Source organism: Nonomuraea sp. NPDC048882, from assembly GCF_040649755.1.
GTDB lineage: Bacteria > Actinomycetota > Actinomycetes > Streptosporangiales > Streptosporangiaceae > Nonomuraea > Nonomuraea maheshkhaliensis.
On record NZ_JBEZGB010000010.1, the window covers coordinates 283,028 to 298,172 of the forward strand.

A 15,145-nucleotide genomic window follows, 5' to 3' on the forward strand; every position below is an offset into this window, starting at 1 on the left:
GGGAGGTGAAGACGACTGGCCGGCACACCGGTGCAGGTGACGGGCACGGTGCTGACGACGCGCCGGGTCGACGCCTACCATGCGCTGACGGTGGTGGCGCCCGGCATCGCCGAGCGTTACCGTCCCGGTCACTTCGTCTCCGTGGCCGTCGGAGGGGCCCACACGTCGATGGTGACGCGCCGCGCGCTGTCCATCCACGACGTGAAGGCCGACTACGGCGGCACGGTCGAACTCGTCTTCACCACCCGCGGCCCCGGCACGGCCTGGCTGGCCGACCGGCGCGCCCGTGACACGCTCGACCTGGTCGGGCCGCTCGGGCGTCCCTTCCCGCTGCCGCGCGACCCCGTCCACTGCGTGCTGGTCGGCTCCGAGTACGGCTCCGCCGTGCTCTTCCCGCTGGCCGACGCGCTGCTGGAGCGGGGCTGCCGGGTCGACTTCGTGCTCGGCGGGAGCGGGGCCGAGCGGGTGTTCGGCGCGATGCGGGCCAGGAGGATGGCCGAGACGACCACGCTGACCACCGAGGACGGCTCGCTGGGGCTGCGCGGCACGGTCACCGACGCGCTGCCCGCGGTGATCGCCGACACCCGGGCCGACGCCGTCTACGCCTGCGCGCCCATGGCGACGCTGCGGGCGGTGACGGCGGTGGCGATGGAGTTCGACATCCCGGTGCAGGTGGCCGTCGAGGAGTCGATGGCCTGCGGCATCGGGGTGTGCATGACGTGCGTGCTGCCCGTCATCGGGGACGACGGGGCGACCAGGATGGTCAGGGCGTGCGCGGAGGGGCCGGTGTTCCGGGGGGAGCGGGTGCGCTTCGAGGACGTGGGAACGATCCCGTTCGACGCGCTCGGCGCCCCCGGAGGCGGTGCACGACATGTCAGTTGATATGCGGACTTTTCTGGCGCACGTGGAGCTGGCGAACCCCATCACCACGGCCGCCGGCTGCGCCTCCTCGGGGCGCGAGCTGGCCCAGTTCTTCGACCTGCACCGGCTCGGCGCCCTGACCACCCGCTCGATCACCATGGCGCCGCGCGCGGGCCGGCCCACGCCGCGCATGGCCGAGACGCCCTCCGGCATGCTCAACGCCGTCGGGCTGCAGGGCCCTGGCATCGACGCGTTCCTCGAACGCGAGCTGCCCTGGCTGGCCCAGCGCGGCATCAAGACCATCGTCTCCATCGGCGGCGGCACCGTCGCCGAATACTCCGAGCTGGCCCGCAGGCTCGCCGACGCGCCCGGGGTGACCGCGCTGGAGGTCAACCTCTCCTGCCCCAACATGGAGGACCGCGGGCGTGTCTTCGCCCGCGAGGGCAGCGCCGCCGCCGAGGTCATCGCCTCCGTACGCTCCATCATGCGCTACGACGTGCCCGTCGTCGCCAAGCTCGCGCCCGACGTGGCCGACATCGTCTCCGTCGCCCGCGCCTGCGTGGACGCCGGGGCCGACGCCCTGTCCATGATCAACAACCCGCTCGGCATGGCCATCGACACCGAGGCGCTGCGGCCCTCGCTCGCCGCCGTCACCGGCGGGCTGTCGGGGCCGGCCATCCTGCCGCTGGCCGTACGGTGCGTGTGGCAGGTGCACGCCGCCCTGCCCGGGGTGCCGCTGATCGGCATCGGCGGCGTGATGAGCGGCAGGGACGCCTTCCAGCTGGTCCTGGCCGGCGCCTGCGCGGTCGGAGTCGGCACCGCGCTGTTCCACGACCCCTACGCCTGCCTGCGCATCGAGCGTGAGCTTGAGGACCTGCTGCGGGCCCGCGGCTTCCAGCGGCTGGCCGACGCCGTCGGCCTGGCGCACCGCCCGCCGGGCAGCGCGCCCCGGCACCTGCTGGTCGACACCGAGGAGAGCACGCCTTGACCCCCGCACGCCGGGGCCTCTCATCAGGGAGCACGCATTGATCACCGAACGCCAGGAGAGCACGTCTTGACCACCGCACCCATCGCCGTCGCTCTCGACGCCCCCGACCTGGAGACCGCCGCCCGCTGGGCCTCCCTGGTCACCCCCCACGTCAGCACGGTCAAGGTGGGCCTGGAGCTCTACCTGCGCTACGGCCCCGACGTGATCGCCTCCGTGCGGGGGGCCAGCGGCGTGCGCGTGTTCCTCGACCTCAAGCTGCACGACATCCCCAACACCGTGGCCGGCGCCGCGCGTGCCGTGGCCCGGCTGCGGCCTTCGATCCTTACGGTGCACGCCGCCGGCGGGCCCGCCATGATCAGGGCCGCCGTCGAGTCCGCCCCGCACACCCAGATCGCCGCCGTGACCATCCTGACCTCGCTGACGGAGGGCGACCTGGAGCGCATCGGGCTGACCGGCCCCGCCGAGGACGCCGTACGCCGATTGGCAGCGCTGTCGGTCGAGGCGGGCGCGACGGCCCTGGTGTGCTCGCCCAACGAGGTCTCCGCCGTACGGGCGGAGGTCGGGAACGGGATCACGCTCATCACGCCCGGCGTGCGCCCCGTCGGGGCCGCCACGCAGGACCAGATGCGCGTGGCCACGCCGGAGCAGGCCCTGGCCGACGGGGCGGACCTGCTCGTCATCGGACGGCCGATCACGGGCTCGCCGGACCCGGGCGCGGCCGCCGCCGCCATCGCCGCCTCCCTGCGCCGCGCCTCCTGACACGCCGCCTGTCTGACGCCGCCTGTCTGACGCGGCGCCTCCTGGCGATCCGCCGACTCCGGTGCGCGTCGCCACGAGGGGGGCGTGGCGAGCGGCCGGCCGTGCGGTGAACGTCCCAGTGCGCCGAGGCGGGTGGCCGGACGCACGGTGAACGCCGCGACACGGTGTGGTGGCGTACGGTCGCGCGCGGGCACCGTGACGCGGCGCCGCGTGCGACACGCCCGCGACGCGCCGCTCACAAGATCATAATGCATCCGTGCAGGCCGCCGCGCACCCTTGGACGATCTGGTTTCGGCCCTGGTGCGGGCCGGGTTTCGGACATCGGCCGGTGTCGGAAAGGCGATCATCGTTGCGTTTCGCGACATCGGCGCGAGCCGACGCGTGAAGGCGGATGTGAGGGCGATTTGATCAGCAGAAGGTGATTTTACGCTTACGGAGAGTGATGAAGTGGATTTTGTGGGGAGAGAAACCGCTCTTGACGTTGCTTAGGGGGCGATGACCAGCTAGTTTCCCTTCCCGTCCGAGTACATCGACAGAAATTCGAGGTGACCCGGCGTGGCTCTTCCTCCCCTGACCCCTGAGCAGCGCGCCGCAGCCCTGGAGAAGGCTGCCAAGGCCCGTAAAGAGCGTGCCGAGGTCAAGAACCGGCTCAAGCATGGCGCGGTTTCTCTGGCTGAGGTGCTCAAGGATGGGCAGACCGACGACGTCATCGGCAAGATGAAGGTGTCGGCTTTGTTGGAATCGCTCCCCGGCGTGGGCAAGGTCCGCGCCAAGCAGCTCATGGAGCGGCTTGCCATCGCCGAGTCCCGCCGCGTGCGGGGTCTCGGTGCGAACCAGAGGGCCTCCCTCGAGCGCGAGTTCGGTGGCAACGAGAGCTAATCTCTGTTCCACAGGAAAGCGCGGGTTCAACGGGGGGTAGGAAGTGACCGACAGGTCCTGGTCCGGCGATGTCAGTGCCCACGAGGCGGTCGGACCCGGAACGGAGGTCGGCTTCCCACCCCTGAGAGACAAGCGCCTGACGGTCCTGTCCGGACCGTCGGGCGTCGGTAAGTCCACGGTAGTCGCCGAGCTCCGGCGGGCACACCCCGAGGTGTGGCTGTCGGTCTCGGTGACCACCAGGAGGCCCCGGCCCGGCGAGGTCAACGGGGTCCACTACTTCTTCGTCGACGGCGAGGAGTTCGACCGGCTGGTCGAGAGCGGCGAACTGCTGGAGTGGGCGGAGTTCGCCGGCAACCGCTACGGCACGCCGCGCGAGCCGGTGCTGAAGAAACTCGCCGACGGCGTACCGACCCTGCTGGAGATCGACCTCGAAGGCGCCCGCCAGGTGCGGGCCAGCATGCCTGAGGCGCTGCTGGTCTTCCTGGCCCCGCCCAGCTGGGAAGAGCTGGAGAAGCGGCTGCGCGGACGCGGCACCGAGCCCGAAGACGTCATCGCGCGCCGGCTGGAGGCCGGGCGGGTCGAGATGGCCGCCGAGAACGAGTTCGACCTCACCTTGGTCAACACGAGCGTCCAAGACGTGTGTCATCGCCTGATAGCCTTGATGACTGACCCTCAGGGGGTCACGACAACCACCAACCGAGAGGTCTGACATCGTGGCAGGCACCACCCCGGCCGCGGAGGGCATCACCAACCCGCCGATCGACGCGCTGCTCGACATCGTCGACAGCAAATACTCCCTGGTGATCATGGGTGCCAAGCGCGCCCGCCAGATCAACGCCTACTACTCCCAGCTCGGCGAGGGCCTGCTCGAATACGTCGGGCCGCTGGTCGAGACACACGCTCAGGAGAAGCCGCTGTCCATCGCGCTGCGCGAGGTCTCCGAGGGCCTGCTCAACGCCGAGCCCATCGAAGGCGCGGTCTGACCCCTTCGATGAAGGTCGTCCTGGGCGTCAGCGGCGGCATCGCCGCGTACAAGGCGTGTGAGCTGCTGCGCCTGTTCACCGAGTCCGGCCACGAGGTGCGGGTCGTCCCGACCCGCGAAGCCCTGAAGTTCGTGGGCGCGCCCACCTGGGCCGCCCTGTCGGGCAACCCCGTGTCGGCGGAGGTGTGGGACGACGTCCACGAGGTGCCCCACGTGCGGATCGGCAAGGGGGCCGACCTCGTCGTGGTGGCGCCGGCGACGGCCGACGTGCTGGCCAGGGCCGCCCACGGGCTGGCCGGCGACCTGCTGACCAACACGCTGCTCACGGCCACGTGCCCAGTCGTCTTCGCGCCCGCGATGCACACCGAGATGTGGCAGCACGCCGCTACCCGCGCCAACGTCGCGACGCTCCGCTCGCGCGGGGCCGTCGTGATCGACCCGGCGGTCGGCCGGCTCACCGGCGCCGATACCGGGCCAGGGCGGCTGCCCGACCCGGCCGAGATCTTCCAGGTGTGCCTGCGCGTGCTCCGCGGCCGGCCCCGTGACCTGGCCGGGCGCAAGGTCGTCGTCTCCGCGGGCGGCACCCGCGAGGCCATCGACCCCGTCCGCTTCATCGGCAACCGCTCCACCGGGCTGCAGGGTTACGCCCTCGCCAGGACCGCCGCCGCCAGGGGTGCCGAGGTGACGCTGGTCGCGGCCAACGTCACGCTCCCCGACCCCGCGGGGGCCGCGATGGTGCGGGTCGAGTCCACGGCGCAGCTGCGCGAGGCCGTGCTGGCCGCCTCCGCCGATGCCGACGTGGTGGTCATGGCCGCCGCGGTCGCCGACTTCCGTCCCGAGACGCGCCACGACGCCAAGATCAAGAAGACCGAAGGCGAGCCCGAGGCGATCCGGCTGGTCAAGAACCCCGACATCCTCGCCGAGCTCGGCGAGCGCCGCCGCGCCGCGCTGGCGGACGGCGGCCTGGCGGACGGCGGCCTGGCGGACGGGGGGCTCGCGGACGGGGGCCTCGCGGTGGGTGCGGAGCCGCGGGAACGCGCGGGCGCGGTGCCGGTCGGAGGCGACACGCGCGAGCGTCAGGACGTGGCGACGGCGGCCGGGAACGGGTCCGAGCGCCCGGGCGCGGTGCTGCCGCGGGTCATCGTCGGGTTCGCGGCCGAGACGCACGACGTGCTCGCCAACGGGCAGGCCAAGCTCGCCCGCAAGGGATGTGACCTCCTGGTCGTCAACCAGGTGGGGGATGGGCTGGCCTTCGGCACCGCCGGCAACGCGGCCACCGTGCTGGTGGCGGGCGGCGAGGCGGTCGAGGTGCCGTTCGGGCCCAAGGAGGACCTGGCCGACGTGGTCTGGGACCTCGTGGCCGCTCGTCTCCCCTGAAACACCCCCAAACCCCGCATACTGGACACGACGCCCATCTGTCGTACAAAGCGTTCATAGCCAATTACTCGATCACCTGTTGCAACACCCCCGGACGCCTGCGGATACTTAGGTCGAAGGGGGATGGAATGCCGGTTGGTTCCGCTGTCAGGGATCGTTGTAGGACGCTGCTCGGAGACCAAGGGGAGATTCACTACGTCTTCCCTGCCTTCTGCTCAGGCGCGGAGGGAACGGGGAATTTCCTCATCGTGGTCACCAGTTCCGCCATATCCGTCCTGGCCACCAGGACACTGCGCTCCGATCGGCCCGTGTCGGTGTTCGCGGAGTTCCCGCGCGACACCAGGCTCGGGCCCATCCTGCCCGGCCACGTGATCGAGCTGGGGTCGATGGTGTTCGAGTTCGACGAGGAGTACGCCGCCGTGGTGTCGGCCGCCGACGCGGAGATGTTCGCGCCGGAGACCCTCCCGCCCGATCCGCTGCCCGAACTGTGACGGCGGTCAGATGGTGGACGGTTTCGCGACCTGGCGCCGGGTAGGGCTAGACTTCGGCGAGGCCCAGGCATGCTCATGCGCCCCGGGCCTTACATACGTCAGCAGCCGCTGCATGAGGAGCCACTGAGTTGTCACGTCGCCTGTTCACCTCCGAGTCGGTCACCGAGGGCCACCCGGACAAGATCGCTGACCAGATCAGTGACGCGATTCTCGACACCATGCTGAAGGACGACCCCAAGAGCCGTGTCGCCGTCGAGACTCTGATCACTACCGGCCAGGTCCACGTCGCAGGCGAGGTCACGACCGAGACCTACGTCGACATCCCCGGCGTCATCAGGGAGAAGATCCTCGAGATCGGCTACGACGCCTCGCACAAGGGCTTCGACGGCGCCTCCTGCGGTGTGTCGGTGTCCATCGGCGCGCAGTCGCCCGACATCGCCCAGGGCGTCGACGACGCCTACGAGCACCGCGTGGGCGGCGACGACGACGAGCTCGACCGCCAGGGCGCCGGCGACCAGGGCCTCATGTTCGGCTACGCCTGCCGCGAGACCCCCGAGCTGATGCCGCTGCCGATCACGCTCGCCCACCGGCTGGCCCAGCGCCTGTCCGCGGTGCGCAAGTCCGGCACGGTCCCCTACCTGCGCCCCGACGGCAAGACCCAGGTCACCATCGAGTACGACGGCGACACGCCGGTCCGCCTCGACACCGTGGTCGTCTCCACGCAGCACGCCGCCGAGATCGACCTCAAGGAGATGCTGACGCCCGACATCAAGGAGCACGTGGTCGACCCCGTGCTCGTGGACGTCGAGATCGACACCGAGGGCTACCGGCTGCTGGTCAACCCGACCGGGCGCTTCGAGATCGGCGGGCCGATGGGCGACGCCGGCCTCACCGGCCGCAAGATCATCATCGACACCTACGGCGGCATGGCCCGCCACGGTGGCGGCGCCTTCTCCGGCAAGGACCCGTCCAAGGTCGACCGCTCGGCCGCCTACGCCATGCGCTGGGTCGCCAAGAACGTCGTCGCGGCCGGGCTCGCCGACCGGTGCGAGGTGCAGGTGGCGTACGCGATCGGCAAGGCGCAGCCGGTGGGTCTGTTCGTCGAGTGCTTCGGCACCGAGAAGATCGAAGTGGAGAAGATCCAGGCCGCGGTGCTGCAGGTGTTCGACCTGCGTCCGGCCGCGATCATCCGCGACCTCGACCTGCTGCGGCCGATCTACTCGGAGACCGCCGCCTACGGCCACTTCGGCCGCGAGGGCTTCTCCTGGGAGTCCACCGACCGCGCCGAGGCCCTGCGCACCGCCGCCGGCCTCTGACACCCACCGCGGCGTGACTTTGCGCTGCGGGCTGACTTGCGCTGCGGGCTGACCGCCGCAGCCCGGCCTGACTTGCGCTGCGGGCTGACCGCCGCAGCCCGGCCTGACTTGCGCTGCGGGCGCTCCAGGCTTCTCGCCGACGACCGGCGCCGCCCTCAGGGGTGGCACCGGTCGTCGGCGCATGTCCCCATAACCTGGCCCGCCTGCGGACCGGCGTGGTGACGTCCGTAGGGACTGACGCACTCGACGGGCGTCATGCCCGCTCGGCCTTGTGTGTTCCGGTGGGTTGGCGCGGTTGTGCGGCCCGGGGTCGTCGCGCGGGGCGGGGTCAGCGCGTGGGTGGTGGACGTGCCCGTGTGGGTGTCGTGCTGTGGAGTCGATGTGTCCTGCCACGCCGCGCCGGGGCCGATGCCGGTCGGTGCCGGGGTGTCGTCATCGTGCTGGGTCGGCGCGTCCGAGGTGCGTGCCCGTGGTGCCGGGTTGGCTTGCCGCTGGGCGGTCGGGTGGCCGATGGGGCGTGGGCGATTCGGGGCGTGGAGGTCTGGTAGACGTTATGCGTGACCCACTCCTCCGACGACGCCCTCCTGCCGCTCGAAGCCGTGCGGCCCGTGACGTCGGCGAAGGACACCAAGGGGGCGCCCGTCCCGGCTCCGGACAACCCCGTGGCGCGGGTCGCCGTGGACAGCCCGCTGCCGCACCTCGACCGGCTCTTCGACTACCTGATCCCCGCCTCACTGCATGAGACGGCCCAGCCGGGCGTGCGCGTGCGGGTGCGGTTCGCGGGCAAGCTCGTGGACGGGTTCCTGCTGGAACGAGTGGCGGCGAGCGATCACGAGGGCAAGCTCACCCCGCTGGAACGGGTGGTGTCGCCCGAGCGGGTGCTCACCCCCGAGATCGCAGGGCTGGCCAGGGCGGTCGCCGACCGGTACGCGGGCACCCTGACCGACGTCCTCCGCCTGGCCATCCCACCCCGCCACGCCAAGGCCGAGGCGGAGGCCCCCAAGGAACTCCCCAAGGAGACGCAGCCCGCCGAGGAGGCAGCCGGAGAGGCTCCCAAGGAGGCTCGGCCCACCGAGGAGGCCGCCGGAAAAGCCGCCGAGGAGGCCGCAGGAAAGGCGCCCGAGGAGACTCGGCCCGCCAAGGAGGGCGCCAGAGAGGCCCTCAAGGAGGCTCGGCCCGCGATGGAGGTCCCCCGAGAGGCTCCCAAGGCGGTCCAGCCCCCCAAGGCGGCCTCCGAGGAGCCGGGATCGCCCGGCCGGCCGGAGCCCGCGACGACGCCGGAATCGTCGATCCCCGAGCCGGCGGCCATCCCGAACGCGCCGGTGGGGGCCGGGCCGAGTGCCTGGGACGCGTACCCGGCCGGGGCCTCGTTCCTCGACGCGCTGCGTGACGGCCGCGCGCCCCGAGCCGTCTGGTCGGCGCTGCCCGGCGCGAAGGGCTGGGCGGGTCCCGTGGCCGAGGCCGTGCGGGCCACGCTCGACGGCGGCAGGGGAGCGGTCGTCGTAGTCCCAGACGGCAAGGACGTGGCGCTGGCCGACGCCGAGTTCGCCCGCCTGCTCGGCCCGGGCAGGCACGTGGCGCTGACGGCCGACCTGGGTCCGGCGGAGCGGTACCGGCGGTGGCTGAAGGTCCTGAGAGGCCAGGTGCGCGCCGTCGTCGGCACCAGGGCCGCCATGTTCGCCCCCGTCGCCGGGCTCGGCCTGGTCGCCATCTGGGACGACGGAGACGACCTGCACGCCGAGCGCCTGGCCCCCTACCCGCACGCCCGCGAGGTGCTCGGGCTGCGTGCCCACAGGACGGGTGCGGGGATGCTGATCGGCGGCTACGCCCGTACCGCCGAGGCCACCCAGCTCGTGGCCGGCGGCTGGGCCAGGCCGATCGTGGCCGCCCGTACGACGATCAGGAGCCTGGCCCCGCGCGTGCACCCGACCGGCGAGGACGCCGAGCTGGCCAAGGACCAGGCGGCCAGGCAGGCCCGGCTGCCGAGCATCGCCTGGCGGGCCCTGCGTCACGGGCTGGAGCGCGGCCCCGTGCTCGTCCAGGTGCCCAGGCGCGGCTATCTGCCCTCCCTGGCCTGCCAGCACTGCCGTACCCCGGCCCGCTGCGCCCTGCCGCCCACCAGGACGGCCGCGCCCCAGGCGGAGGTGCCGCTGGCCGAGGCGGGGCCGCTGTGCCACGGCCCGCTCGCGCTCAGGGGCGGCCACGCGGCGCCGTACTGCCGCTGGTGCGGCCGGGTGGACGCGGACTGGCGCTGCGCCTCCTGCGGCAGCCCGCGGCTGCGTGCGGTGGTCACGGGGGCCAGGCGCACGGCGGAGGAGCTCGGCCGGGCCTTCCCGTCTGTGCCGGTGCGCACGTCCGGCCGTGACGGCGTGCTGGCCACCGTGCCGGGCACCCGCGCGCTGGTCGTCTCCACCCCCGGCGCCGAGCCGGTGGCGGACGGCGGTTACGCGGCGGCCGTGCTGCTCGACGGGTGGGCGCTGCTCGGGCGGGCCGACCTGCGGGCGGGGGAGGAGACCGTACGAAGGTGGATGAACGCCGCGGCCCTCCTGCGCCCCGCCGCCGAGCTGGTGGTGCTCGGCGACGCCGCGCTGCCCGCCGTACAGGCGCTGCTGCGGTGGGATCCGGTCACCCACGCCGAGCGCGAGCTCGGCGACCGCGCCGAGCTGGGCTTCCCGCCGGCGGTGCGGATGGCCACGCTCACCGGCGTGGCCAGCGCGGTCAGGCAGATGCTCGACGAGGTACGCCTGCCGCCCGACGCCCAGGTGCTCGGCCCCGTGCCGGTGGACGAGGCCGGCCAGGAACGCGCCATGATCCGGGTACGCAGAGGGGGCGGAGCCGCCCTGTCCGCCGCGCTCAAAGGGGCCATTGGGGTGCGTGCGGCGCGTAAGACGCCTGATGTCGTGAGGGTGAGTGTCGACCCGCTCGACCTGATTTAGACCGTTTCCCCGATTCGCTCATACCGTTGGGTAGCCGTTAGCGTGCCCCTGTGTCGATCGAATGGGTGAACCAGGCCATCGACGACCTGCGTGCTTGGGGGCGGGCGCGGGAAGTCGAAGTGGACGCGGACGAGGTCCGCCTGCTCTGCGACTACGCCAGCGACTACCTCAACGTCAACGAACTGGGCGACTTCACTCCCGAGACCTTCGACGAGTTGCTGCTGTCCATCTACCCGCGCAAGGTCATCGCCCCGCCGGAGAGCGCGCCCGAGACCGTCGCCGCCGCCCGCACGCTCGTCGCCTACCTGAGCGAGGCGGGCCACGTGAGCGCGGCCACCGTGACGCTCATGCGCGAGCGGCTCGACGACATCGCGACCCGCATGCCAGGCGCCCTCGCCGACGAGGCGAACTTCGGCATGGCCAAGAGCCTGTTCAGCTCCATCGGCCCCGAGTCGCTCGAGCAGTCGGTCGCCATTCCCTCGGGTGAGCTGCCCGACCTGGGCGAGGCGCCCTGCGACTGTCCCGGCTGCACCCCGCTGCCCGCCGTACGGCTGGCCGAGCCCGACGAGCTGCGCGCCGCGCTGGCGGACGTGCCGATGCTGGCCGAGGAGCCGCTGCCCGGCGGCGACGACCTGCTCGACGCCTGGGCGGCCCGCGTCGCCCGCCTGCTCGAACAGGACACCGGCGGCGCCGTCACCGGCTCGGCGGAGCTCGACGAGAGCCTCTACGACCTGTTCGACATGCTCTACCGCCTCCAGGTGCGGGTGCCCGTCACCGTGGTCGGCGACTACCTCGACGAGATCGCCGACGGCGCCGACCTTGACACCGTGCTCGGCCGGCTGGAGTGGAGCGGCATGCTCCAGGTCTCCGGCGACACCGCGGAGCTCACGCCGCTCGGCGTCTGGGCGCTGCGCGAGCACTACCTCTCGCTCGGCGTCGAGGCTCCCCAGGCCCCCGACCTGGCCGACGCCGACGCGCACGGGCTCATCGAAGGGCTGCTCGAAGGCGTGCCGACCGAGCTGGCCGAGGCCGACATCGACCGCTGGCTGTCCGGCCGGGTGCCAGGAGAGGCCGCCGCCGAGCTGCTCGCCGCCGCCTCCGGCGCGCCCGCCGTGGCCCGCGGCATCGCCATCACCATCGTCGACCGGCTCGGCGCCGAGGCCGAGGCCCGGATCCGCGACTACCTGGAGGACCAGGAGCTGCGGCCGCACGCCATCCACTGGCTGGCCGCGCGCGGCCTGCCCGCGCCGCAGCTCACCCAGGAGGAGCTGCTCTGGGTCAGCGTCGACATGCTGGCCCTGGCGATGCCCGCGGCCGAGGAGGAGCCCGAGATCTTCGCCGAGAACATGGCGGCCTCCGGTCCTCCCGCCCATCTCATCGAGGAGATGTGGCGGGTCGACCACCCAGACGTCGTCGACGTCCTCGAACTGCTCGGACGCTCGATCCCCGACGGAACGGTGGCCAAGGCGGCGCGTAAGGCGGCGTTCAAAGCCCGCTCCCGCGCCATCCGTTGAGTACGCTCATGTGACCGGTGTGCAGTAAGTTTCGTGGGTGGCAAACAATGTCTTCGACCTCGCCGAGCTGCGCAAGCTGATCGATGAGCAGGCCGCCGTGCCGCCACGGCCCCCTGAGGAGACTCCCGTGGAGCACGAGGCGCTGACGTTCCCGCCGGTCCTCCTCGCACCCGACGCGGAGCTGGCCAAAGCGGTGCCCTCGGTGCCGCTCGTCGCCGACGCGATCAGGCTCACCTCCTGGACGGGCAACCGCCAGGTTAGCCCCGAGGGGCACCTGAGCGAGGCCGACGCGGCCGCCGCGGCCGATGACCTCGGCCTGCCGGCCGGGCGGCTGCGCCTCATCTGGATCGTCGCCGTCAACACCGGGCTGCTGCAGATCCTCGGCGGCCGTGCCTCGCGCGGGCCGCTGTCGATGCAGCTCACGGTGGAGGCCACGCTGGAGTTCTGGGACGGCGTGGTGATGGACGTGCTCGACCGCGCCGACGACGGCCTGACCGGCTCGGCCGTGGTCGACGGCCACCTGGCCGAGATGCTGGCCACGATCTACTCCGTACGCTCCGGCGTGGCCACCGCCAACCTCGCGCGGGGCATCCTGCAGTCCCACGAGGTCGCCTGCGCGCCCGGCCCGGTCGAGATGCGCAGGATCGCCGCCGCGCTGCCCGCGGAGCTGCTGGAGGCGCTGTCGCTGCTGACCTACTGCGGCCTGGTCGAGCAGACCCCCGCCGGTCGCACCGCGCTCACCCCGCTCGGCGTCTGGGCCGTCCGCCGCGACCTGCTTCGCGAGGGGCACGACGCGCCGACCGCGGCCGAGGTGGAGGTGTTCGCCGACCTGTCGGCGGCCGAGCTGGTGGAGGCGCTGGTCAAGGGCAGCGCCACGCAGAGCGCGGTGGCCGGGTGGCTGGAGCGGCGCGCGCCCGAGTCGGCCGCCCGCGACCTGATCGAGATCGCCAAGTCCGGCACGGCGGGCCAGCGCGGCGCCGTCGGCGCCATCCTGGAGGAGCTCGGCCCCGAGGCCGAGGCTCCCGTCCGGGAGGCGCTCGACCACCCGCTGATGCGCCGCTACGCCGCCTCCTGGCTGCACATCCGCGACCTCCCCGCCCCCACGCTGAGCTCCGACGACCACACCTGGATCGCGGTCGACTCGCTGGCGGCGCTCATGCACCTGTCGGCGCCCGCCGCGGGCCGGCTCGACCCGCCCGAGCCGGGCGAAGACCTGATCAAGCTCGTACGCGAGATGCCCGCGGTCGGCCATCCCGACACGATCGCCGTCCTCGACATGCTCGCCACGGCCCACGACGACCAGGCCGTGGTGAAGGCCGCGCGCAAGGCCGCGATGAAGGCCCGCTCGCTGGCCCACACCCACTCGGGGTCGGCGGGCCAGGGCCGGTAGCGGGGTCCGCGCCGGCACTGTGAGGACGGCGGGCCGGGGCCGGTGGCTGCACTAAACTGACCTGGTCCCGCGTACCGAGAAACGGAGTGACCCCTTGGCGATCCAGCCCATCCGGCTGTTCGGAGACCCGGTGCTGCGCACCCCGGCGACCCCCGTCGCCGACTTCGACAAGGAGCTCCGCAAGCTGGTCAAAGACCTCACCGACACGATGATGGACGCACCGGGCGCCGGCCTCGCCGCCCCGCAGATCGGCGTCGGGCTGCGCGTGTTCACCTACTACGTCGACGACCAGGTCGGCCACCTGATCAACCCCGACCTCGACCTGTCCGACGAGTGCGACGAGGAGGGCGAGGAGGGCTGCCTGTCCTTCCCCGGCCTGTCGTTCCCGACGCCGCGCGCCGTCCGCGCCGTGGCCAAGGGCTTCAACATGCACGGCGAGCCCGTCATGCTGGAGGGCACCGACCTGATGGCCCGGTGCTTCCAGCACGAGACCGACCACCTCGACGGCATCCTGTTCATCGACCGGATGGACCCCAAGCAGCGCAAGCTGGCCATGAAGGCCGTGCGCGAGGCGGAGTGGAGCGGCCTGGCCGCCCCCGTCATCAGGATGTCGCCCCACGCCACCGGCGGAAAGGCACTCTGAGAGCATGCGCCTGGTCTTCGCGGGCACGCCCGAGACGGCGCTGCCGTCACTGCGCACCCTGATCGACTCGCCCCGGCACGACGTCGTGGCCGTCGTCACCCGTCCCGACGCCCAGTCCGGCCGGGGGCGCAAGGTCCATCCGTCGCCGGTGGCGGAGCTCGCCGAAGAGGCGGGCATCGAGGTGCTGCGCCCGCAGAAGGCCGGCGACCCGGCCTTCCTCGACCGGCTGCGCGAGCTCGCGCCCGACTGCTGCCCCGTCGTGGCCTACGGCGCGCTGCTGCCGCAGGTGGCGCTCGACGTGCCCCGGTACGGCTGGATCAACCTGCACTTCTCGATCCTGCCCGCCTGGCGCGGAGCCGCCCCCGTGCAACACGCGATCCTGCACGGCGACGAGATCACCGGGGCGAGCACGTTCCAGATCGTCAAAGAGCTGGACGCCGGGCCGGTCTTCGGCGTGGTGACCGAGGAGATCCGCGCGTCCGACACCAGCGGGACCCTCCTGGAGCGGCTGTCGATCTCCGGGGCCGGGCTGCTCGCCGCCACCCTCGACGGCGTCGAGGACGGCACCCTGGAGGCCAGGCCGCAACCGGCCGACGGCGTCACCATCGCGCCCAAGATCTCCGTCGCGGACGCCCGCGTCGACTGGACCAAGCCCGCCATGCACATCGACCGGCTCATCCGGGCCTGCACGCCCGGCCCGGGGGCGTGGACGGAGTTCCGCGGCCAGCGGGTCAAGCTGGGGGCGGCGCGGGTGGCCGAGGGCGAGCGCCCGGCGCCGGGCGAGATCGTCGCCACCAAGACGACCGTGCTGGTCGGCACCGCCACCGACGCGCTGCTGCTGGGCGAGGTGCAACCGCAGGGCAAGCGGGTGATGCAGGCCGGCGAGTGGGCCCGCGGGGTCCGCCCGGAGGCCAAGGAGAGCTTCACGTGATCGAGCCCGCTGTTCTGCGCTGGAAGCGGGCCGTACGCGTCCGGATGGCCGCCCGTCCGGGCCTGGATGAGAGTTCGA

Annotated in this window: 14 protein-coding genes; all 14 read left to right on the plus strand. The window is 72.6% G+C overall.

All coding sequences use genetic code 11. The annotated features are described in order from the left end of the window. The first annotated feature begins 30 nt into the window (after positions 1–30). Entirely contained in the window at positions 31–882 is an 852-nt protein-coding gene (locus AB0C27_RS33350; RefSeq protein ID WP_245956052.1) for a dihydroorotate dehydrogenase electron transfer subunit, read from the plus strand. Next, a complete protein-coding gene (locus AB0C27_RS33355) occupies positions 872–1,849 on the plus strand; it encodes a dihydroorotate dehydrogenase (RefSeq protein ID WP_106244887.1) in 978 nt (325 codons plus the stop codon). Before AB0C27_RS33350 ends, AB0C27_RS33355 begins: the two co-directional genes overlap by 11 nt. Positions 1,850–1,915: 66 nt before the next feature. After that, positions 1,916–2,608: an orotidine-5'-phosphate decarboxylase gene (pyrF, locus tag AB0C27_RS33360; protein WP_357852149.1), complete on the plus strand. Its 693-nt coding sequence runs from the start codon at positions 1,916–1,918 to the stop codon at positions 2,606–2,608. Positions 2,609–3,163: 555 nt separating this feature from the next. Then, positions 3,164–3,487 (plus strand): integration host factor, actinobacterial type, encoded by a 324-nt coding sequence (gene mihF, locus AB0C27_RS33365; protein ID WP_020541698.1) that lies wholly within the window; start codon positions 3,164–3,166, stop codon positions 3,485–3,487. A gap of 121 nt (positions 3,488–3,608) precedes the next feature. Then, the gene (gmk, locus tag AB0C27_RS33370; protein WP_357852490.1) at positions 3,609–4,196 is read left to right on the plus strand and encodes a guanylate kinase; all 588 of its coding nucleotides are present in this window, start codon (positions 3,609–3,611) and stop codon (positions 4,194–4,196) included. A gap of 4 nt (positions 4,197–4,200) precedes the next feature. Next, positions 4,201–4,470, plus strand: coding sequence for a DNA-directed RNA polymerase subunit omega (rpoZ, locus tag AB0C27_RS33375; protein ID WP_043638590.1), 270 nt, complete (start codon positions 4,201–4,203; stop codon positions 4,468–4,470). Positions 4,471–4,478: 8 nt separating this feature from the next. Beyond that, entirely contained in the window at positions 4,479–5,846 is a 1,368-nt protein-coding gene (gene coaBC, locus AB0C27_RS33380; RefSeq protein ID WP_357852152.1) for a bifunctional phosphopantothenoylcysteine decarboxylase/phosphopantothenate--cysteine ligase CoaBC, read from the plus strand. 248 nt (positions 5,847–6,094) lie between these two features. Then, complete coding sequence (locus AB0C27_RS33385) at positions 6,095–6,337, plus strand: hypothetical protein (RefSeq protein ID WP_357852155.1); 243 nt, start codon at positions 6,095–6,097, stop codon at positions 6,335–6,337. A gap of 128 nt (positions 6,338–6,465) precedes the next feature. Beyond that, on the plus strand, positions 6,466–7,653 hold the full coding sequence (gene metK / locus AB0C27_RS33390) for a methionine adenosyltransferase (protein WP_357852158.1): 1,188 nt from the start codon (positions 6,466–6,468) through the stop codon (positions 7,651–7,653). 599 nt (positions 7,654–8,252) lie between these two features. After that, the gene (locus tag AB0C27_RS33395) at positions 8,253–10,589 is read left to right on the plus strand and encodes a primosome assembly protein PriA (RefSeq protein ID WP_357852493.1); all 2,337 of its coding nucleotides are present in this window, start codon (positions 8,253–8,255) and stop codon (positions 10,587–10,589) included. A 50-nt stretch (positions 10,590–10,639) separates the two neighbouring features. Then, positions 10,640–12,103 carry a hypothetical protein gene (locus tag AB0C27_RS33400; RefSeq protein WP_357852160.1) on the plus strand — a complete coding sequence of 488 codons (1,464 nt, stop codon included), beginning with the start codon at positions 10,640–10,642 and terminating at the stop codon, positions 12,101–12,103. 37 nt (positions 12,104–12,140) lie between these two features. Next, positions 12,141–13,493, plus strand: a complete 1,353-nt coding sequence (locus tag AB0C27_RS33405; RefSeq protein WP_357852163.1) for a hypothetical protein — start codon at positions 12,141–12,143, stop codon at positions 13,491–13,493. Between the two features lie 94 nt (positions 13,494–13,587). Continuing rightward, complete coding sequence (gene def, locus AB0C27_RS33410; protein ID WP_106244554.1) at positions 13,588–14,136, plus strand: peptide deformylase; 549 nt, start codon at positions 13,588–13,590, stop codon at positions 14,134–14,136. 4 nt (positions 14,137–14,140) lie between these two features. Continuing rightward, complete coding sequence (gene fmt / locus AB0C27_RS33415; protein WP_357852167.1) at positions 14,141–15,067, plus strand: methionyl-tRNA formyltransferase; 927 nt, start codon at positions 14,141–14,143, stop codon at positions 15,065–15,067. The last annotated feature ends 78 nt before the right edge of the window (positions 15,068–15,145 follow it).